The organism is Pseudomonas sp. B21-041, from assembly GCF_024748675.1.
Classification (GTDB): domain Bacteria; phylum Pseudomonadota; class Gammaproteobacteria; order Pseudomonadales; family Pseudomonadaceae; genus Aquipseudomonas; species Aquipseudomonas neuropathica.
Genome location: NZ_CP087175.1, coordinates 4,047,896 through 4,066,982 on the forward strand (window position 1 = coordinate 4,047,896; position 19,087 = coordinate 4,066,982).

18 protein-coding genes are annotated in these 19,087 nt (G+C 61.2%); 7 read left to right on the forward strand and 11 right to left on the reverse strand.

The window, feature by feature from the left end; translation table 11 throughout:
• The first annotated feature begins 56 nt into the window (after positions 1–56).
• Both LOY43_RS17800 and LOY43_RS17805 read left to right on the forward strand, forming a co-directional pair.
• Positions 57–1,208 (forward strand): M14-type cytosolic carboxypeptidase, encoded by a 1,152-nt coding sequence (locus tag LOY43_RS17800; protein WP_095050788.1) that lies wholly within the window; start codon positions 57–59, stop codon positions 1,206–1,208.
• A 148-nt stretch (positions 1,209–1,356) separates the two neighbouring features.
• A complete protein-coding gene (locus LOY43_RS17805) occupies positions 1,357–2,550 on the forward strand; it encodes an MFS transporter (RefSeq protein ID WP_095050789.1) in 1,194 nt (397 codons plus the stop codon).
• Here the strand turns inward: LOY43_RS17805 and LOY43_RS17810 are convergent.
• Positions 2,547–3,092: a cytochrome b gene (locus LOY43_RS17810; RefSeq protein ID WP_093434126.1), complete on the reverse strand. Its 546-nt coding sequence runs from the start codon at positions 3,090–3,092 to the stop codon at positions 2,547–2,549. The two genes, LOY43_RS17805 and LOY43_RS17810, sit on opposite strands and share 4 nt — an antisense overlap.
• Complete coding sequence (locus tag LOY43_RS17815; protein WP_258708487.1) at positions 3,089–4,195, reverse strand: catalase family peroxidase; 1,107 nt, start codon at positions 4,193–4,195, stop codon at positions 3,089–3,091. The genes LOY43_RS17810 and LOY43_RS17815 overlap by 4 nt, the downstream gene beginning before the upstream one ends.
• 157 nt (positions 4,196–4,352) lie before the next feature.
• Here LOY43_RS17815 and LOY43_RS17820 point away from each other — a divergent pair, with 157 nt between their 5' ends.
• Together LOY43_RS17820 and LOY43_RS17825 are read left to right on the forward strand one after the other, a co-directional pair.
• On the forward strand, positions 4,353–4,859 hold the full coding sequence (locus LOY43_RS17820) for a sigma-70 family RNA polymerase sigma factor (protein ID WP_007917263.1): 507 nt from the start codon (positions 4,353–4,355) through the stop codon (positions 4,857–4,859).
• A complete protein-coding gene (locus tag LOY43_RS17825; RefSeq protein ID WP_095050791.1) occupies positions 4,856–5,611 on the forward strand; it encodes an anti-sigma factor in 756 nt (251 codons plus the stop codon). Before LOY43_RS17820 ends, LOY43_RS17825 begins: the two co-directional genes overlap by 4 nt.
• Before the next feature lie 123 nt (positions 5,612–5,734).
• Here the strand turns inward: LOY43_RS17825 and LOY43_RS17830 are convergent, their stop codons facing one another.
• The 7 genes from LOY43_RS17830 to LOY43_RS17860 form a co-directional block, all read right to left on the reverse strand.
• Positions 5,735–6,706, reverse strand: a complete 972-nt coding sequence (locus LOY43_RS17830; RefSeq protein ID WP_095050792.1) for a spore coat U domain-containing protein — start codon at positions 6,704–6,706, stop codon at positions 5,735–5,737.
• Entirely contained in the window at positions 6,703–9,060 is a 2,358-nt protein-coding gene (locus LOY43_RS17835) for a fimbria/pilus outer membrane usher protein (RefSeq protein ID WP_095050793.1), read from the reverse strand. Before LOY43_RS17835 ends, LOY43_RS17830 begins: the two co-directional genes overlap by 4 nt.
• A gap of 80 nt (positions 9,061–9,140) precedes the next feature.
• On the reverse strand, positions 9,141–9,929 hold the full coding sequence (locus LOY43_RS17840) for a molecular chaperone (protein ID WP_095124459.1): 789 nt from the start codon (positions 9,927–9,929) through the stop codon (positions 9,141–9,143).
• Positions 9,930–9,962: 33 nt separating this feature from the next.
• On the reverse strand, positions 9,963–10,463 hold the full coding sequence (locus LOY43_RS17845) for a spore coat U domain-containing protein (protein WP_258708488.1): 501 nt from the start codon (positions 10,461–10,463) through the stop codon (positions 9,963–9,965).
• A gap of 4 nt (positions 10,464–10,467) precedes the next feature.
• Positions 10,468–11,004, reverse strand: a complete 537-nt coding sequence (locus LOY43_RS17850; protein WP_095124457.1) for a spore coat U domain-containing protein — start codon at positions 11,002–11,004, stop codon at positions 10,468–10,470.
• A 20-nt stretch (positions 11,005–11,024) separates the two neighbouring features.
• Positions 11,025–11,558 carry a spore coat U domain-containing protein gene (locus LOY43_RS17855; RefSeq protein ID WP_095050797.1) on the reverse strand — a complete coding sequence of 178 codons (534 nt, stop codon included), beginning with the start codon at positions 11,556–11,558 and terminating at the stop codon, positions 11,025–11,027.
• Positions 11,559–11,657: 99 nt separating this feature from the next.
• Entirely contained in the window at positions 11,658–12,161 is a 504-nt protein-coding gene (locus LOY43_RS17860; protein WP_176471249.1) for a spore coat U domain-containing protein, read from the reverse strand.
• 305 nt (positions 12,162–12,466) lie between these two features.
• Here LOY43_RS17860 and zapE point away from each other — a divergent pair, with 305 nt between their 5' ends.
• Positions 12,467–13,597 carry a cell division protein ZapE gene (zapE, locus tag LOY43_RS17865; RefSeq protein WP_095050799.1) on the forward strand — a complete coding sequence of 377 codons (1,131 nt, stop codon included), beginning with the start codon at positions 12,467–12,469 and terminating at the stop codon, positions 13,595–13,597.
• A gap of 218 nt (positions 13,598–13,815) precedes the next feature.
• Entirely contained in the window at positions 13,816–15,129 is a 1,314-nt protein-coding gene (locus LOY43_RS17870; protein WP_095050800.1) for a leucine-rich repeat-containing protein kinase family protein, read from the forward strand.
• Between the two features lie 126 nt (positions 15,130–15,255).
• Here LOY43_RS17870 and LOY43_RS17875 read toward each other — a convergent pair whose 3' ends face one another.
• Positions 15,256–15,960, reverse strand: a complete 705-nt coding sequence (locus tag LOY43_RS17875; protein ID WP_016983911.1) for a YebC/PmpR family DNA-binding transcriptional regulator — start codon at positions 15,958–15,960, stop codon at positions 15,256–15,258.
• 221 nt (positions 15,961–16,181) lie between these two features.
• Between LOY43_RS17875 and LOY43_RS17880 the strand changes: the two genes are divergently transcribed.
• A complete protein-coding gene (locus LOY43_RS17880) occupies positions 16,182–17,573 on the forward strand; it encodes a type VI secretion system Vgr family protein (protein ID WP_258708489.1) in 1,392 nt (463 codons plus the stop codon).
• A 105-nt stretch (positions 17,574–17,678) separates the two neighbouring features.
• Here LOY43_RS17880 and LOY43_RS17885 read toward each other — a convergent pair whose 3' ends face one another.
• Positions 17,679–19,070, reverse strand: a complete 1,392-nt coding sequence (locus LOY43_RS17885; protein ID WP_095050802.1) for an FAD-dependent oxidoreductase — start codon at positions 19,068–19,070, stop codon at positions 17,679–17,681.
• Positions 19,071–19,087: the final 17 nt, after the last annotated feature.

Genomic DNA, 19,087 nt, shown 5'->3' on the forward strand with positions numbered 1-19,087 from the left:
TCAGCCCTGCCTGCGTGTACAGTAACGGCCATAAAAATCATATTCAGGAATCGATTATGACCGTGGCCAAATCTTCGTTCGACATCAGTGCCAACTTCGACAGCGGCAACATCCAAGTCATCGACATCAGCAATCCGCTCAATCCGGTTCTGGCCATTCGTCCGGATACTCGCAGCGCGCATTTCCAGTGGTTTCACTTCAAGGCCAGCGGCCTGCATGTCGGTCAGGAACACTGGTTCCGCCTGAACAACGCCAGCCAATCCACGTACAGCAAGGGCTGGCCCGGTTATCAAGCCGTAGCGTCCTACGATCACGTCAACTGGTTCCGCGTGCCGACTATTTACGAGGGCGACTGCCTGCGCTTTTGCCTCGAGGCCACGCAGACCCACGCCTGGTTCGCCTACTTCGAACCCTATAGCCGTGGCCGTCACGACTGGCTGATCGAGCAGGCGCTGAGCAAGGCCGGCACCGAATTACTGGCGACCGGTAAAAGTGTCGAAGGTCGCGACATTCAATTGCTGCGCAAAGGCACTGGCGCCGAAGGCCAGCGCAAAATCTGGATCATCGCTCAGCAACATCCCGGCGAGCACATGGCCGAATGGTTCATGGAAGGCGTGATCGAGCGCCTGGAAAGGCACGATGATCCGGTGCTGAACAAGCTGCTCGCCAGTGCCGATCTGTACCTGGTACCGAACATGAATCCGGACGGCGCGTTCCATGGCCATCTGCGCACCAACGCCATGGGCCAGGATTTGAACCGGGCCTGGCAGAACGCCAGCCAGGAGATCAGTCCCGAGGTGCTCTTCGTCCAGCAGCAAATGGAAAAGTACGGCGTCGATCTGTTCCTGGACGCCCATGGCGATGAAACCATTCCTCACGTATTCACCGCCGGCTGCGAAGGCAATCCGGGCTACACGCCGCGTATCGAGAAGCTCGAAGAGCATTTCCGCAATCACCTGAAACACACCACCAAAGATTTCCAGACCAAGTACGGCTACACCCGCGACGAACCGGGTCAGGCCAACATGACCCTGGCGTGCAACAGCGTCGGCCAGAAATACGACTGCCTGTCGCTGACGCTGGAAATGCCGTTCAAGGATCACGACGACCATCCCGACAAGGTCACCGGCTGGTCGGGTAAACGCTCCAAACAGTTGGGTAAAGACGTGCTGACGACCATCGCTGACATGGTTGATACCTTGCGCTGATCCCCTCCTCCGTTCTGTAAAAGATCGCAGCTTGTCTGCGATCTTTTGCTTTCCGCCATTCACCATCTCGCGCAAACAGGTTGCAAAATAAAACCCGAATCAATACCGTACTAAAGGTTTTATTTTGAAACCTAAAAGGATGCGGGAAATGAAACCTCTCAAGAGCGATGCCGTTTTGCTTTTCTCCGTGGCCTGCGGTCTGGCCGTGGGCAATGTGTATTACGCCCAGCCATTGCTGGACGCGATGGCCGAGGCGTTTGCGATGTCGCCGGCAACCATCGGCATCGTCATCACCCTGACGCAAATCGGCTACGGCATCGGACTGGTGCTATTAGTCCCTCTCGGTGATCTGCTCAATCGGCGCCGATTGATCGTTACTCAAACCCTGCTGTCGGCAGCGGCGCTGTTGATGATCGCGCTGGCGCCCGACAGTACGTGGCTGCTGCTTGGCATGACCTTGACAGGGCTGCTCGCGGTAGTGACGCAGGTCTTGGTAGCTTATGCCGCGACGCTGGCAATCCCGGCACAACGCGGGCGCGTGGTCGGGGTGGTCACCAGCGGCATCGTCGTCGGCATCTTGCTGGCACGCACGGTTGCCGGCGGTATGGCCGATTTGGCCGGGTGGCGAGCGATTTACTTGCTGTCAGCCGGGCTGACACTGTTGATGGCGTTGCTGCTGTTGCGTGTTCTGCCGAAGGATGAGGTCTCGCAACCGACTACGACTTACGCCGCCCTGATCGCCTCAGTATTCAGCCTGTTCAAAGAAGAACCGGTACTGCGCCAACGCGCGATCCTCGCATTGCTGACTTTCGCCAGTGCGATGGTGCTGTGGACGCCGATGGTGCTGCCACTAGCCGCGCCGCCACTGTCCCTGTCGCACAGTGAAATCGGGCTGTTCGGACTCGCCGGTGCTGCGGGTGCACTGGCAGCCGCACGGGCCGGGCATCTGGCTGATCGCGGACTCGGACAATGGGTCAGCGGTCTTTCGCTGTTGCTGATGCTCGCCTCATGGTTGCCGATCGCCCTGACTCAATCCTCGCTGTGGGCATTGCTGCTCGGCGTAATCACCCTGGACTTGGGTCTGCAAGCCGTGCACGTCACCAGCCAGAGCATGATCTACAGCGTGCGCCCCGAAGCGCAAAGCCGTCTCACTGCCGGTTACATGCTGTTCTACTCGATCGGCAGCGCGCTCGGTTCCATCGGCTCGACCGCGATGTACGCGTGGGCCGGCTGGATCGGCGTGTGCCTGCTCGGCGCCGGCATCAACGCCGTGGCGCTGGCGTACTGGTGGCTGACCCTGAAACGTGGCGCATCGCTACGATGCGCCACACAAACGGGTTAGCTGCGATCGCGACCACGCAACATGCTGTCGAGCACCTCGTCGCGGCGGACCCAGCCATGAAACAGCGCCGCCGCCAGGTGCAGCAGCACCGTCAGGAACAGCAGATAGGCCAGATACCCGTGAGCCTTGCGCAGAAACGCGAACAACTGCGCGTCGGCCGGAACGATCGCTGGCAACTGCAACGTTGTGCTGAGCATCACCGGTTCACCAGAAGCGCTGATCATCGCCCAACCGAGCAGCGGCAACACCAGCATCAACGCGTAAAGCAGCAGATGGGACGCCTTGGCCGCCAGTACTTGCCAGCCCGGCAGATCGGCGGGCAACGGTGGCTGGCGCGTGGTGAGCCGCACCAGCAAACGCACGATCACCAGCGCCAGAATCGCAATGCCCAACGGTTTGTGCAGATGGATCAGCCATTCATGCCGCTCGGACACCGAGGTGACCATGCCGGCGCCGATAAACAGCATGGCGATGATCATCAGCGCCATCAGCCAGTGCAGCAGCCGCGCCAACAGGGCGAAATGCGTCGGTTGAGTGCTCATGGACGAGCCTCCTGTTTGGCGGCGGGCAACTGACTGACTTCGCTGGTGCGACGCAAGTAGGAATTGGCGTAACCGGCGGAACGGGCGGCGAGCAACGGGTCGCCGGAACCTTGAATACCGGCGGGCAGCACCAGCGGGTCATAGTTGATGTCCCGGCATTCGCCGCTCAATTGCGGCTGGGTCCTTTCCAGCACCAGCGTACCGGCGTTCAACACTTTGCGCCCCTCGGGCCAGGTCTTGCTGGCGTCGTTCACCGGATCCTCGGGATTGGCCAGAGTGATATTCAATTGAAAACGCAGCGGTGCAGACGACAACCGTTGCACCAGATCTTTCTCGAGAAAATCGCCGCCCTCAGGCGCACTGGCGCCCGCAGCATCGCGCGCCAACGGTGTCATGCTCCAGCGCACGGCCTGTTTTTTACCGCTGGCGTCGACCAGATAAAACGCGTTGACGCTGTTATAGGTTTCGGTGGCATAACTGGCCGACGGTTTGGCCGTCTTCACCCAGGTCAAAAACGGCACGGTTTCCGGGTGCGCGGCGAAGAACGCCGGAACCTTCGCCGGATCAGGTTTACCGGTGGCCGGATCTGGCGATTGCGCCTGTTGCAATTGATAAAACGCCTCAGGCGTACCGACCGGGAACACCGGCATGCTGTTCATCCCGGTGCGCCACTGCTGCCCGTTAGCCTGGGTGAACCGCAACGCCAGACTGCGAATCGGCACGCTGCTGTCCGGTGCATAGGGATTGCCCGCCGGCAGCGCAAAACGCCCGACCACTGGAGTCTGCGGCTCGTTGAACACCTGCGCGGTGGAGAATACCCGTGCCTCACCACTGCTTTCGAAATGCCCGATCACGCACACGCCTTTGGCGTGATTACGACGAAACCCAGGATGCACGCCATTGTTCTTCTCCAGCACATCGACCAGCGCCTTTGGCGTCAGGCGTTGTGGGTCGAAGTTACCGTGAACGTAGGCAAACACCCCGGCCACCGCGGCGACTACCACGGCAATGCCGCCCAGACGCAATATCAGGCTCGCGGGACTCAGTGGCGGGCGCTGCGGCCCGCCGGGCGGTGAAGCGTTGGGTGAGGTGCGATCAACCATGAAGGACTCCAGGGCCAATGGCCACAAGTAGGAAGAATCAGCAAGACGCGCCTCGTCCGGGTTTATTCCACACAACGGTATTTATTTTTCCGAACGTGGAATAACCTCCAACGGCGGGCGTCTCCCTAGTCCACAGCGTAGTGACTAGCAGAATTTCATGAGCGAATTCGACGAACAGTTGAGAGAAATCATTCCCAGATTGCGCCGCTTTGCCGTGTCGTTGACGCGCAACAGCAGTAGTGCTGACGATCTGGTGCAGGCCTGTCTGGAGCGTGCCCTGTCGAGTTGGGGCGACAAACGCGCCGACGGCGACTTGCGTGCCTGGCTGTTCGCGATCCTCTATCGGCAGTTTCTCGACGCCCACCGGCGCTCCCGGCGTTATGCGCGAATGCTCGAATTCTTCACCGGTCGCGACGATGCCGAACCGTCGGTGGAGCGTACCGTTATTGCTCAGTCGACCCTGCAAGCCTTCGACCGACTGCCCAGCGAACAGCGCGCGCTGTTGCTCATGGTTTCAGTGGAAGGCCTTTCCTATAAAGAGGTCGCCGAGATTCTCGGCGCCCCGATCGGCACCGTGATGTCGCGCCTGTCCCGCGCCCGCCAGGCCTTGCGCCAACTCAGCGACGGCGAAATCAGCAGCCCTTCTTTGCGGATACTTAAATGATCAGCCTGCCTCCCAACGAGCGTGACCTGCACGCCTATGTCGACCACCAACTCAGCGACACCGACCGGCGTGTGCTGGAAACCTGGCTGGCCAGTCACCCGGACGAAGCGGCGCAGGTTCGCGCCTGGCAACAGGATGCCCAGCAACTACGCGCGGCACTCAGCGGCGCGTTGCAGCAACCGGCTAACCCGGCGCTTGACCCGGCGATGATTCGCCAGCGCCGTCAGCGCCAGTCGCGTCGTCATCTGGCCAGTGCTGCGGTGTTGCTGATCGCGGTCAGCCTCGGCGGATTCAGTGGCTGGCAGGCGCGGGAAATGACCCTCGTGCGCCCGGCCATGTTGCCGATGACCGACGCCTTGCAGGCCTATCGCTTGATTGCCCAGCAAGGCATGTTGCCCGCCGATTACCAGGTCGAGAGTGCCGACGACATGCAGCGCTGGCTCGACCGCTATTTCACCCGGGCCAGTCGCTTGCCCGACCTGAAGGCGGCCGGGTTTGAACCGGTCAGCGGACGCTTGCTCAGCACTGATGAAGGTCCGGCGGCGATGGTGGTGTATGAGGATGGCAGCGGCCACAAAGTGAGTTTCTACGTGCGCCCGCCGGGGCCGAAGAACACCTTTTTGCCCCGTGGCAGCCGCAGTGATGGCGACTTGCAGGCCGAGTACTGGTCGGGCGGCGGGTACAACTACGCGATGGTCAGCCCGGTCGATACACCGGCGGCGCAACAGCTCAAGCAATCACTGCAATTCTGAAAACACCGCTGTTCTATGTAGGAGCTGCGGCACGCTGCGATCTTTTGACCTTGTTCTTAAGGGCAAGATCAAAAGATCGCAGCCTCGTTTCACTCGACAGCTCCTACAAAGGATCGTGTCAGCTCAGAAACCTACGTCCAAAACCACATTGTCCAGATAAGTACCCGCAGGCGGCGTGGTCTGGTCGGTGTAGATCTTCGCGTTGTAGTTGAAGATCTGGCTGCCCGTGCCCAAGCCGTTACCCGGATTGACCTCGGCATCGGTACTCGCCCGCCGCGCCGCGCCGACGCTGCCCCAGCGCGTGGTGCCGGCACTTTTGAAAATGTCGTAGGCCAGATAATTGCTCCCGGAAATCATCCGTCGCCGGCCGCCGACACTCACCGCGTTCTGCCCGTCGCTCAGCCCCACGGTATAGGCACTGCCCTTGGTGCAGGCCAGATTGATGGTTTGCCCGGTCACCGGGGTGAACGCGCTGATCACCGGAGCGCTGCCGAACGCAATGTTCGGCGCAGTAATCGTGCAGTCGTTGGACACCGTCATATTCACCGTCAACGAGGTCGTGCCACTGGCGATGTCGCGCCCAAGACAGATAGAACCAATACCAATCCCCGAGCAGTAATTCCAGTTCCAGAAAATACTCAGGGTCTCGGTGTACACCCCGGCGGCGACGTTGCTGCCAATGGTTGTGCCGAGATACAGCGGCACGGTTTTCGGCGTTGTACCGTTGAGCAGGCCCAAGGCATCGATGATGCCGTTGCGCGCAAAGTCGTAGGCCGTGCCACGAGTCAGCGGGTAGCTGGTGCTGTTGTTGGCGTAGACCGTGTAGTTGATGACATCGCCGGTCGGCCCGACCAGACCACTTTGAGTCGAAGAAACGGTGCCCCAGAAGTGGTCGTTGCTGGTCAGCAGGGACAGCAGCGAACCGGTACAGCTCAAACCTGCATTCAGTGTTGAACTGGGTTGTGAAGTGGTGCGCACGGCGATCGAACTGAGCGTACCGAACGCTGCCGGCGTGGTGCTGACCACCGAGCACGCGGCCTGCGCCGCGCCCGGCAGCATCAGCGCCAGCAACAAAAGCAAGCGTGCGTAGATCATTGGCACACCAACGGGCCAATCAGCGGCACCTGGTCCTGATTCATATCGACGCTGAACTGCGCCTGACAGGTCTTGCCGTCGGCCAGCGTGACCTGCAGCGAGTTCTGCGCCTGCAGGTTTTCCAGATAGACCAGCCCGTCCCAACCGACCACCGTCCGTGTGCCGCTCTGCTCATGCAACACACCCGCGCCCAGCGGCAGTTCGCGCTGTTGCGCGTCGACCAGCACGATGCTCGCGGCAATCACTCGGGCCAGCGGAAACTCCAGCAGATAACCGCTGCCGCGCCTTACAGCGATGCGTTGTTCGACATTGGGACTGCGCACATTGGCCGGCAGATTCAGTGGGTCGATTTCGTACTTGCCCCGGTAATAGGCGCTGCTCCACGGCACCAGCAGATGACCGTTCTTGTCGGTCTGACCAACCTGCTGGTTTTCGTAGCGCACCGGAATGTCGGCGAAACCATCGGTGCTGACCACTACAAACGCGTCGTCGATGCGGTTGGCGGCGAACACCTGACGGTCCATCCACACCAACGAACCACTGGCATCGGCCCAACGGGTTTCAGCCTCGGAAGTGCCGTAGACACCAGCCTGCAACTGCACCGATTGCAGCCGCCAGGTGACGTCGGCCTGGCGATAATCGGCGCCATCACCCTTGGCGTAGCCGAGGTTGAAACCCACGCCGCCCTCAGTCGGCACCGCACGACTGTAGTTGACCCGTTGCTGGCTCTGCCCGGTTTTACTGCGATCGCTGCTGATCGCCAGGCTGCCACGCAGATCGAACGGAATCACCAGTTGCGCCTGCACTGCCCAGTTGCTGTCACCGATTTCGCGGTTGGCCGACAGGTAAAAACTGCTGTTGCGCCACAGCGGTTTGCTCCAGCTGAGGTTGAGCAGCCGCGTGCGCGAGTCGTCCGCCGCGCGCACATCGAAATAACCGGCGCCGAGGCTGCCCCAACGCTCAAGGTTAAGGCTTAAGGTCGCCTGTTCGCTGCGTCGACTCAGGCTGATGTAGGAGCTGTCGACCACGGTCAGGTCGGCATATTGATCGTGACGTTGCAGGCGCTGGTAGGAAAAGCTGAAGCGCTGATTGCTGTACTGGTAGCCCAGGCTCAATTGCTGACCGCCCTCGCCGTCGAAGCGGCTTTGACTCAGGGCACTATTGAGTACACCGAAATTACCCAGCCGCAGGTTGCCGCCGAGGCCGCCCAGTGTCAGCGAATCGGCCGCTTCGGCATGGCTTTCCAGGGTAAAACTGTCGCTGACGCCGTAACGCAGGCTGCCGGAGGTGACACCCGAGCCGTAACTGAAGTCCTTCAAGCCGTAGTCGCGGCGCAACGTACCGGCCGCCACGGAAAAATCGCTTAAGCCTTTTTGCAACAACGTGCTGGTGACATAGAACGGCACCGTGGTCGACACCTGCCGACCCAGTGCATCGGTGGTCACCACCACCGCTTCGCCAGCGCCGTTGATGAATGGAATATTGGTCAGCGTATAAGGCCCAGGTTGCAAATCTGCGCTGCTCGACTTGTAGCCATTGATGAACAGGTCCACCGAGGACGGCACTGCTGCTTCACCGGCAAATTGCGGCAACGGATAAGTCACCAGATCCGGGCGTACGGCAAAGTCCCGCGAGAACTGCACGCCGCCCAGACGCACCGAACTGCTCCACGGCAACGCACCGCTAATCACGTCACCGGCCTCGTAGGTGAGCATTCGCTCGTCATCGGAGTAACGCCACGTGGTGTCGTAACGCAGGTAACCGTTGTCCAGCGTGTTAAGCGAGTCACCAGACAACGTACGCCGGTATTGCCCGGTGTTGGACAGCGTGCCCCAGCTGTCGAACAGCCGCACTTCGTTCCACGCCGCCAGGTAAGTGCCGGCATCGTCGGTGTCGTTGAGGTACAGATCGTAGTTGAACAGTGCGCCGAAACTGCTCAGCGCCGGGGTGCGCGGGTAAGCCTGGCGATTGCCGATGAACTGTTCCGGCAACCAGTCCGGCGGCACGTCCAGCAGCAGGCGCTGACCGACACTGTCGTAATCGCTGTGCAGCCCCGCCAGGCTGTCGAGATCGACCTCGGCGCCAAGGCTGTCGGGCAGTTTCATGCCGGTCTCACGCAACGCCTTCACTGGCACGAACAGGCGCCCGTCGCGCTGCTGCACCGCCACCACGCGACCGGTATTCATCTGGTTGACCACCAGTTCCAGAAACAACTGTGCATCACTCACGGCCTCCATGCCGCTCGGTGGCGGCGGCAGATCGCCGGCCCCGGATGGTTGAACAAACATCAGGCAACACGCGCCAGTGATGAGCCACAACGGACGCTGAATACGACGAACCCGTCCTGGGCTCATACCCGTTTTACGTCCGTCAATGGACTGAATCCTCCCTGATACCGCTTTAGCCGACGTCAGATAACTGCGCTACGACTCACTCACTTGGCAGGTGTAATGCTCTGCACCTGCGGCGCGCCGTTCACCCGCACCTGCAACGCCGAATCACCGGCCAACGGCCCCGGTGCCGGCCACCGCATTACCGCCCCCGGCAGCACGTACCCCAGCAGCCCTTCGGCAAGCGGTCTGCTCTGCCCCGCCTGTTTGATTGCCACGTCAGTCAGTCGCGCATGCACCGCGCCCTGATTACGCACTTCCACATAGGGCCGGCCGTCCACGGCCACCGTGCGCCAGCTCAATTGCGGCAGGCCGACACCCTTGGGATCACGCGCGCGGCTGCTGTCTTCCTTGCTCCACAGCCCGGCGCCATAGGCAAACAGCGGCACCGAATAACGCATCTGGAAGCGGATCGCTGCGGCGGTTTTGCCTCCGTCAGCGGTCGCGGGTTGTGCGGAAGGAATTTCGTCAATGATGATCCGATAGGCCAGTTCCTGCCCCGGTGGCACTTCCTTGGTTCGGGTCAGACGCACCAATTGTTTCTGTCCCGGCTCGATTTTCGCCACCGGCGGGCTGCCGATCACGTCGCGCTGGTTCTGGTATTGCTCGGCGAAACCACTCTGGCTCCAGCCAAACACGCGGATCTGCAGATTGGCGGTTTCACTGCCGCGATTCTCCAGCCACAGCGCACTGGCCTGCTGATCAGCCTCCAGCACCGGATCGATCGGCCAGATCAGCACCGAACTCGCCGCGTGTGCCTGACTTGCCCCAAGCATGACCAGCGTCCACATCGCACAGCGCACGAACGAATGCCGTGACGTAACTGACCCCATAAACCTGCTCCTTGTCGGCCATTCAACTTCGCCTTACCACGACAGTTGCACCTGCAACACGTCGCTGTACGTCCCCCCAGGCTGATTGCCCGGCAATTGCACCTGACCGTAAATCGGCAGGCTGATGTTGTTCGCATCGCTGTAGGCCACCGCCACACTCTGGCCGATGCCCAGGCTCTGGCTGTATGCCGCATCGCTAAACAGCGCATACGCCACCCGCGCACTGCCGCTGTTGACCTGCATGTGCCGGCCGCTGTTGTTGTACTGGCCGCCATCAACGCTCATGTTCAGCGTCACGCCCGGCGTGCATTGCAATTGCACCCCACCCGTCAGCGCGACCTGCAAGGTGCCGGTGGCCAGTGCCGAACGCGAACCGAAATTCAGCCCGCCATAGTTCGACACCCCGCCCACCACCAGACACCCGGCAGTGACCGTGGCACTGACCTGAAAGCTTTGGCTCGTTGCTGCGGTCAGCGGCAGCGGCGCACTGCCTGCGCAGAGCAGGAGCAGCGCGGCACAGCCATGGCGGCGCATGGCATCAGAACGTCAGTTCTACGGCGACAGTGTCGGTGTACGTCCCCGCCGGCAAACCGGCCTTGCCGACCGCCTGACCGTAGATGTTCACTGTCTGCGCGACACCAGTACTGGCCGCGAGGTTGATCGTCCCGTCAATCGCCAGCAGTTGCGAGTGCCCGGCATCGGTGTACAAGTCGTACGGCACATAATTGGCAACGCCGTCATACAGCGCCCGTGTGCCGCCCGGTGACATGCCGTCATGGGAACCGGCGCGCACCTTGACCGTCGGCGTGGTGCCGCTGGAGCAGAGAATCGACAACGCCCCGCCGCCCCCGCCCAACACCTGCCCGGTGGCGGTAGTGAACAGGCTGTTGGCAGTGCCGAAGTTCAACGCACCGAAGTTCAGCCCGGTGGAACCGCCAGCGCCGTTGACCTGACAGCTGCTGATCAGAATCAGGCTGGAGGTGATCTGGCCAGTGACCGTGGTGGCGGCGTTGGCACCGGAAGCCAGCGCCAGGCCAAGCAACGACAAACCTATCCTTGATGCAAACATACGCATGGTGTCCGTCCTCTACGGGGTTACCAGTCGAGCGTCACCGTCAGGGTGTCGGTATAGACTCCTGCCGGTACCGCACGGGTATTCGCCACCACCGAGCCAAATACCGGAATGGGTATCTGCGCACCGCTGGTGACAGCGAAATTGTGTTGCTGGCCGATGCTGTAACTCCGGGCACCGGAGGGATCGACAAACAGCTGATAAGGAAGAGTCTGGCGGCCGTTGCTCAGGCGCCGGGTATTGCCGTCACCGTGGGTGCCGCCGTCGATGGTGACGGTGAAACCAGTGACCGAGGGATTGCAGGCGACGTTGAGTTTGCCGCTGCTGTCGCCGTCCAGACTGGCCTTGATCGGTGCATTCCAGGTGGGCCCCTGAAGGCCGAAGTCGAGGGTGCCGAGGGCGCTGAGCGGACTGTCGGGTGTGCTGGTATTGGTGACTTCGCAGCCGGCAATCAGGATCAGCCGCGCATTGATCTGCCCGCTGACCGCCGCTTGCGCCTCGTCTGCGAGCAATGCCAGCGTACCTGCCGCCACCACCATCCAGTGTTTGCCTGTCATTGCGCCCGTCCCTGCTCCTTTACGCTGACTCGATCACCGCGCTCATCATCGAACGCCTTCCTTGCGCACCCACGTCCAGCGGCTGCCTTGAAACCACGCTCACCAGGTGACCGTCACCTTGACCAAATCCGAATAACGGCTGACCTGCGGCACTTCAGCCAGGCGCTCGATCCGCGCGTACAGTGGCAACTCCACCGTGCCGCTGTCCGGCACCCGCCCACTGACCGGAACATCCACCACCAGCGGCACCCGGCGCGCCGCGTCCTGATACAAGCGGTACGGAATCGGTTTGCTGCCGACCGAACCGGCCATGTAACGGACTTCGCCGACACCGCCATGCAAACCGCCGTCGACGCGCATCTGGTACGGCGTGTCCGGATTACACTCCAGCCGTGGCAGGCGTTGATTGGTCAGCGCCGCTGCCAAAGGCCCGGCCGGGTCATCGAGGCGCGCGGTGCTGCCGAAATCAAGCACACCCAATTGCTCGATGCCAGCCTGCCGCTGCTGGCCGATCAACTGGCAGCCGCGTTGCACATCGACGCGCACTTCGACCTGAAGATCCGCCGAATAGGCAGGCGCAGTGAGCACACCCAACAGCCCCATGACCCCATATACATTCACTGCGCCATTCCTTGTCAGTGATCGCTTGCGACGTCGTTTCTGTGATTGAGGTTAGCAACGGTCGACGATTCCGCCAGTCGATTGGATCCATGGATCGGCCGGGATATGTTTCGAAAGATTGGCAACGGGGCGAGCCATGTCGCTAAAAATTGCTGTACGTGCCGCACAAATTTGTTCAATAACCGCCCATTGTCGACACGTCGCGGTGGCTGGTCATCTCGGCGTCTGGTTACACTACATCGCCGCGCTCCCGGGAGCCGGTTTTGACGAATACGGAGACGCCGACAGTGCCTGCCCACCCGCCGAAACGATCGCGACTGATCCAGCGCTGGCCGGCGTTGCACCGCTGGTTCGGCAAGGGTTTGCCGGCCGGCGCCGGGCATGACGCCAGTGCCCAGTCGATCCGCGATTACTTCCGACACAAGGCCAGCGGTCAGGGCTACACCCTCAGCCACAGCCAGCAGCGCGTCATCGAGTGCATGGCGCAGCAGGCCAGTCTGCTGTTGGCCGCCAGTGGCCGAACCGCGCCAAGCCTGTATCTGTTCGGCGCCGTCGGACGTGGCAAGAGCTGGCTGCTCGACGGCTTCTTTCAGGCGCTGCCGATCACCCAGAAACGACGCCTGCATTTCCATCAGTTTTTCGCGCAATTGCATCAGGGCATGTTCAGCCATCGCCTGCAGGACGATGCCCTCGAAGTGACTCTCGACGAACTGCTGCAAGATTGTCGGGTGCTGTGTTTCGACGAGTTTCATGTGCATGACATCGGCGATGCCATGCTTATCACCCGGCTGTTCAAGGCGTTGTTCAAACGACGGATTCTGCTGCTGGTGACCTCCAACTATGCGCCTGAAGGTTTGCTGCCCAATCCGCTTTATCACGCCCGCTTCAAACCGGTGATCGAACTGATCAATACGCACATGCAGGTGATGGAAGTCGGCGGCCCGCACGATTACCGCAGCCAGACGCGTCACTCTGCACACCAGATATTCACCCAGGGACATTACGTGTGGCCGGCCACGCCAGCACAACGCACGGCCCTGGATCTGCCCCCTGCAGAGGCACCGGCCGTTGCGCTAACGGTCGGCACCCGGCAGTTTCAGGCGCGGTTTTTTGAGAAGCGGCGGGTCGGTTTTACCTTCAACGATCTGTGCGAACAGCCAACGGCGGTGATGGATTACCTGGAACTGTGTCGCCGTTTCGACCGCTGGATCATCGATGGTCTGCCGGAACTGGCGGAGTGCTCGATCGCCGCGCAACAACGCTTCATCAACCTGATCGACGTGCTGTACGACCAGGACAAGCACCTGACGCTACTCGGTCGTTTGCCCTTGTGCGCTAGCCTGGATGGCAATGCCATTGACCTGGCGCGCACGCGCAGTCGGTTGGGGCAGTTGCAGGAAGTGCACGGGACGATCTGAGCACGCCACTCCCCTGTGGGAGCGAGCCTGCTCGCGAAAGCGCCCTATCAGTCAAAACATCAGCTTCTGACACTCCGCCTTCGCGAGCAGGCTCGCTCCCACCAAGGGCATCTGAAGTTTCGCCACCTAGCCAATTTCAAATCAGGGTATTGCCGTTATCATGTCGGCCATTCCCGGCGCCCCAGCGGCGCGCCCCTGATCAATAGCGAACACCAAACATGCACACCCTTGCTCAATTGCGCGCCGGCGAGTTGTCGGGCATCACTCGACTGGATCTGTCTTGTGGCCTGACCGAATTCCCGCGCGAGATTTTCGATCTGGCCGACACCCTGGAAATCCTCAACCTCAGCGGCAACCAATTGAGCAGCCTGCCGGACGACTTGCATCGCCTGACTCGCCTGCGCGTGTTGTTCTGCTCCGATAACACCTTCACCGAACTGCCCGCCTGCCTCGGCCAGTGCGCGGCCCTGACGATGGTCGGCTTCAGGGCCAATCGCATCGTCAACGTACCCGGTGCCGCCCTGCCGCCTCAGCTGCGCTGGCTGATCCTGACCGACAACTGCATCGAAAGCCTGCCGAGCGAACTTGGCGAGCGCCCTGCCCTGCAAAAACTCATGCTCTCGGGCAACCGTCTGCAAACGCTGCCCCCCTCGCTGAGCAACTGCCATCGACTGGAGTTGCTGCGCGTCTCCGCCAACCGCCTGACCGAGCTGCCGCAGTGGCTGCTCGCGCTGCCGAGTCTGACCTGGCTGGCCTACGCCGGTAACCCGCTGGAGACCGAGGCAGACGCTGCCGCGCTCGAGGCGACGGCACAGATCCCCTGGTCTGCGCTAAGTCTGGAGCAACGCTTGGGTGAAGGCGCCTCGGGGGTGATTTCCCGGGCGAACTGGCAACGCGACGATGGTTCGGTGATACCGGTTGCGGTGAAGTTGTACAAAGGTGAAATGACCAGCGACGGTTCGCCACTGCACGAAATGAATGCCTGCATCACTGCTGGCCTGCATCCCAATCTGATCCGCGTCGAGGGTCGCATCAGCGGCCATCCCGACGACCAGCAAGGATTGGTGATGCAGTTGATCGATCCGTCTTTCCGCAACCTCGCTGATCTGCCGAGCCTGGCGTCCTGCTCGCGAGATGTTTATGCCGACGACTGTCGGTTCAGTGCCGAGGTCGCGCTGAACATTGCCAAAGGCATCGCTTCGGCAGCCAAACACTTGCACCGGCAAGGCATCACCCACGGCGATCTGTACGGGCACAACATTCTGTTGAACGAGCGCGGCGATTGCCTGCTCGGGGATTTTGGCGGGGCGTCGTTCCATGCTATTGCCGATACGGCGGAAACGCGCGCGTTGCAACGCATCGAAGTGCGTGCGTTCGGGGTTTTGCTGGGGGAATTGCTGGCGCGCATCGACTCGGGGTTGAGTGATGAGCAGCGTGCGGTGCTTGAAGAGCTGGAGCGGCGTTGCTGTCAGGCGGATGTGCTGGCGCGGCCGGGGTTTGCTGAAGTTATTGCGGTGTTGCAGGAAAGCTGACTGCTGCGCAGTCAATCGCGGGCAAGCCCGCTCCCACAGTGTCCGGGTCGTTCACAAAATGTGTGGACACCTCTGAACCTGTGGGAGCGGGCTTGCCCGCGATGAGGCCATCACTGACGAAACAGATCAGCCCGCCAGGCCAACAAACATGTCCTGCACGTCATCATGGTTGTCGAGGCCTTCGAGGAACGCTTCAACTTCAGCCATCTGCTCGTCACTCAAGCCGCTGACCGGGTTCTTCGGCTGGTAGCCGAGCTTGGCCGACAGCACGGTGAAACCCTGCTCTGGCAACGCTTTCTGCACCGAATCCAGGTCGGTAGGGTCGGTCAGGAACAGCGTTGCGCCGTCTTCGCCCGGCTCGAAATCCTGAGCACCGGCTTCGATCGCGGCCATTTCCGGATCGGCGTCCGGGGTGTCCGGCGAGGCTTCGATCATGCCGACGTGGTTGAAGTCCCAGGCCACGGAGCCGGAAGCCCCCAGTTGGCCTTTACGGAACGCCACGCGGATTTCGGCGACGGTACGGTTGATGTTGTCGGTCACGCACTCGACGATCAGCGGCACCTGGTGCGGGGCGAACCCTTCGTAGGTCACACGATGGTATTGCACGGTTTCACCCAGCAGACCGGCGCCTTTCTTGATCGCGCGATCGAGGGTTTCTTTTGGCATCGAGGCTTTCTTGGCCTGTTCGACCACCAGACGCAGGTGTGCGTTGGTGGCGGTATCGGCACCGTTGCGGGCAGCGATGGTGATTTCCTTCACCAGTTTGCCGAAGATCTTGCCCTTGGCGTTGGATGCCGCTTCTTTGTGTTTAACCTTCCACTGTGCGCCCATTACTCACTCTCTTGATCTGTGGCGCCGAGACATCTATTGGCCGACGCGTGGCGCCAAGTTTATACGGCCTAAAGTCGGCAATCGACCAAAAAAACGCAATGTGGAATCGACATCTTCACCAGAGCTTGTAGGGGAATTCTGAAAAACGCCTTTGACATGACCATTCAACGCTGCGGTTTCGTACCCTCTCAGGCCCGTATTGCCTGACAGAGCCCGTTCGAATGCTCAATGACAAGGAAAGTCCTTTTACCCTGACCCTGAACGACAGCGGTCTGTGCCTGCCAGTGGTGCGCTTTCACGGCGAGGAAGCGCTCAACCAGCCCTACCGTTTCGATATCGAACTGATCGGTTTGGCCCCCGCCGTGGCGCCGGGCACATTCCTGCACCAACGGGCCTTTCTGCGTCTGGACGACCATCATGGAATCCACGGCGTGATCGACAGTGCCAGTTGCGAACATCGCGGTACGCACCGGATCGGCTATCGCGTGACGGTCGTGCCGCGCTTGCACAGGCTGGCTCAGCCGAGCAAACGGAGAGTGTTCGTGCAACAGAGTGTGCCGCAGATTCTCCAGCAGTTGCTCACGGAAAACGCCCTGCCCGCTGACGGCTACCGGATTGAAATGACTGTCGGCCGCTACCCGATCCGGCCTTTTTGCATCCAGTACGAAGAAAGCGATCTGGCGCTGCTGCACAGGCTTTGCGAGGAGGAAGGCATTCACTACCACTTCGAACACCGGATGGACGGACACGTTGTCGTGTTTGCCGATGACAGCCTCAGTCTGCCGCAAACGCCGGTACTGGTTCCGTTCAAGGCCTGTGAGCAAACGCCTTCACCCTGCATCGCTTCGCTGTACCAGCATCATCACGCCGCGCCCGTCGCCACGCTGCATGCCGTGCGTAACCGAGGGCAGCGGGCGATCAGCGACGAGGCCGCCAACCACATCACGGCAAATCCCTTGCCGCAGGCATCTTCCCTCGAACAACGACACCACGAACAACGCAGCCGTCGACATCTGGAACGGCAACGCTGCCAGCATCGCACGATCAACGGCCGCAGCGACCGGATCGGCTTGCTCAGTGGACAACTGCTGCAAGTGTCGGCGCATCCGATCAGCCACTTCAACGAACAATGGCGGCTCACCTCGATACGTCATCACGGGCAACATCCGTCGATTCTTGACTCGACCCCACCCCTGTACCGCTACGAAAACGATTTTACCGCCCAGCCCTGGTCAAGCGATTTTCGCCCGGCGCTCAACCAACCGCGTCCAGGCATTGCCGGTTATCACCTGGCGCTGGTGCTGGGACCTGCCGGGCAACCGGCGCAGCTCGATGAACAGGGTCGGGTCGCCGTCAGGCTGTGGCCCTCGGAACATCTGCAAACCCTTGATGACGAGGCGATCTGGCTGCCCATCGCCATGACTCGCGCCAATGGCCGAGTGGCACGGGAGGAACTGCCCTGCGCCGGCAGCGAAGTGTGGGTGAGTTTCCTTGACAGCGACCCCGACCGGCCGATTCTGTGTCTGGGCAACTCACGTAAGCCCACACCTCGCGAACCACCCGCACGTGACAGCCTATTACTCGACTGGCTACTCGACAGCGGCGCACGCTGATCCCTTTGTAAGAGTTGCCGCAGGCTGCGATCTTTTGATTTTGATCTTAAAAACAAGATCGAAAGATCGCAGCCTGCGGCAGCTCCTACATCAACACGCCGTGCTTCAGGCTTTGTCAGCCTTGCCCGCCGCCGCAGCGAATTTCGCCAGGCGCACATCCAGATGCCGAGGACGCCGCCCGTGATCCTCGGCGCGTTCCTTGCGGCGGATGGCGTTGCGCACCATCAACGAACCGAGGTAGCGGATTGGCTCCGGCGGGAAATAACCCAGCGGCCCGTTGACCAGCGGCGAACGGGTCCACGGGTTGTCCAGGCCCTGCACCAACGAAGCAAGAATCTGCCCGCCCATGTGGCACGGGCCGACGCCGCTGCCGGAATAGCCGAAGCCGTAAAACACATTGCCGGCGCTGCTCATCTGGCCGAAGAACGGCAAACCGGTGACCGAGCGATCCGACGGGCCGTTCCAGGTGGCATCGACTTTGACATCGGCAAACGCCGGGAAGAAGTCGGCGAGGCTATTTTTCAGCAGGCCGGCATAAGGCGATGGCTGATCGAAGACCGGCAGCATTCGTCCGCCAAACGCGAAGGTGTTACCGCCCTTGCCGAGCATGATTCGGCCGTCCGGGGTGTTGTGGTAGTAGTGCACGAAAATCCGCGAATCGAGCACAGTGACCCCGCTGGTCAGGCCGATCTGCTGTAACAGATCCGGGCGCGGCTCGGTGATCAGCATGTCGCTGGAAACAATCGCCACGCTGCGTTCGAACTGTGGAAAGGCACGGGCCATCCACGCATTCATCGCCAGCACTACGCGATCGGCAACAATACTGCCGTTCGGTGTTTGCAGGCGCGCCGGGCGCCCTTCTTCCAGCCCGGTCATCGCCGTGCTTTCGTAAATATTCACACCCAACTGCAACGCCACGCGACGCAAGCCACGCACCAGTTTGCCCGGTTGCACACTGGCCGCCGCCGGCGAGAACCAGCCTTCCAGATGCTTGCTCGAACCGGCCATGCGCTGCACATCGGCCAGCGGACGCTGGGTGAACGAGTTGATACCGTTGCGCTCGAGTGCGGCAATCACTGCATCGGTCGAACCGACCTGCGCGCGGTTGGTCGCGGTATATAGCGTGCCGTCGAGCCGATAATCGGCATCGACGCCGTACTGCTCACAGAACTCGCCGATCGCGTGGATACTGCGCTCCGATTCCTTGACCAGGCGCACCGCTTCCTCTACGCCAAACAAGCGTTCAAGGGTGAAATACTTCGCCGACCACGACAGTGCACATCCGCCATTGCGCCCACTGGCACCGGCGCCGCAGATGTCCGCTTCGATCAGCAAGACATCGAGTTCGGGGTTTTGTTGCTTGAGCATGATCGCCGTCCACAACCCGGTATACCCGCCGCCGACGATGCACACATCGGCGCGGACTTCGCCTTGCAACGGCGGGCAGGTTTGCGAGGTGTCGGCCTGCAAGGCCTGCTCCAGCCAAAACGGTCTCATGGGGTTTCTCCAAGTCA

Bases quoted from the DNA above. Each gene is read 5' to 3' on its own strand.
- LOY43_RS17840 (WP_095124459.1), bottom strand. From the start codon at position 9,929: ATGGGGTCAGTTACGTCACGGCATTCGTTCGTGCGCTGTGCGATGTGG.
- LOY43_RS17880 (WP_258708489.1), top strand. From the start codon at position 16,182: ATGCTCAATGACAAGGAAAGTCCTTTTACCCTGACCCTGAACGACAGC.
- LOY43_RS17800 (WP_095050788.1), top strand. From the start codon at position 57: ATGACCGTGGCCAAATCTTCGTTCGACATCAGTGCCAACTTCGACAGC.
- LOY43_RS17820 (WP_007917263.1), top strand. From the start codon at position 4,353: ATGAGCGAATTCGACGAACAGTTGAGAGAAATCATTCCCAGATTGCGC.
- LOY43_RS17885 (WP_095050802.1), bottom strand. From the start codon at position 19,070: ATGAGACCGTTTTGGCTGGAGCAGGCCTTGCAGGCCGACACCTCGCAA.
- LOY43_RS17860 (WP_176471249.1), bottom strand. From the start codon at position 12,161: ATGGGGCTGTTGGGTGTGCTCACTGCGCCTGCCTATTCGGCGGATCTT.
- LOY43_RS17815 (WP_258708487.1), bottom strand. From the start codon at position 4,195: ATGGTTGATCGCACCTCACCCAACGCTTCACCGCCCGGCGGGCCGCAG.
- LOY43_RS17875 (WP_016983911.1), bottom strand. From the start codon at position 15,960: ATGGGCGCACAGTGGAAGGTTAAACACAAAGAAGCGGCATCCAACGCC.
- LOY43_RS17835 (WP_095050793.1), bottom strand. From the start codon at position 9,060: ATGAGCCCAGGACGGGTTCGTCGTATTCAGCGTCCGTTGTGGCTCATC.
- LOY43_RS17825 (WP_095050791.1), top strand. From the start codon at position 4,856: ATGATCAGCCTGCCTCCCAACGAGCGTGACCTGCACGCCTATGTCGAC.
- LOY43_RS17805 (WP_095050789.1), top strand. From the start codon at position 1,357: ATGAAACCTCTCAAGAGCGATGCCGTTTTGCTTTTCTCCGTGGCCTGC.
- LOY43_RS17845 (WP_258708488.1), bottom strand. From the start codon at position 10,463: ATGCGCCGCCATGGCTGTGCCGCGCTGCTCCTGCTCTGCGCAGGCAGT.
- LOY43_RS17870 (WP_095050800.1), top strand. From the start codon at position 13,816: ATGCACACCCTTGCTCAATTGCGCGCCGGCGAGTTGTCGGGCATCACT.
- LOY43_RS17830 (WP_095050792.1), bottom strand. From the start codon at position 6,706: ATGATCTACGCACGCTTGCTTTTGTTGCTGGCGCTGATGCTGCCGGGC.
- LOY43_RS17850 (WP_095124457.1), bottom strand. From the start codon at position 11,004: ATGCGTATGTTTGCATCAAGGATAGGTTTGTCGTTGCTTGGCCTGGCG.
- LOY43_RS17810 (WP_093434126.1), bottom strand. From the start codon at position 3,092: ATGAGCACTCAACCGACGCATTTCGCCCTGTTGGCGCGGCTGCTGCAC.
- LOY43_RS17855 (WP_095050797.1), bottom strand. From the start codon at position 11,558: ATGACAGGCAAACACTGGATGGTGGTGGCGGCAGGTACGCTGGCATTG.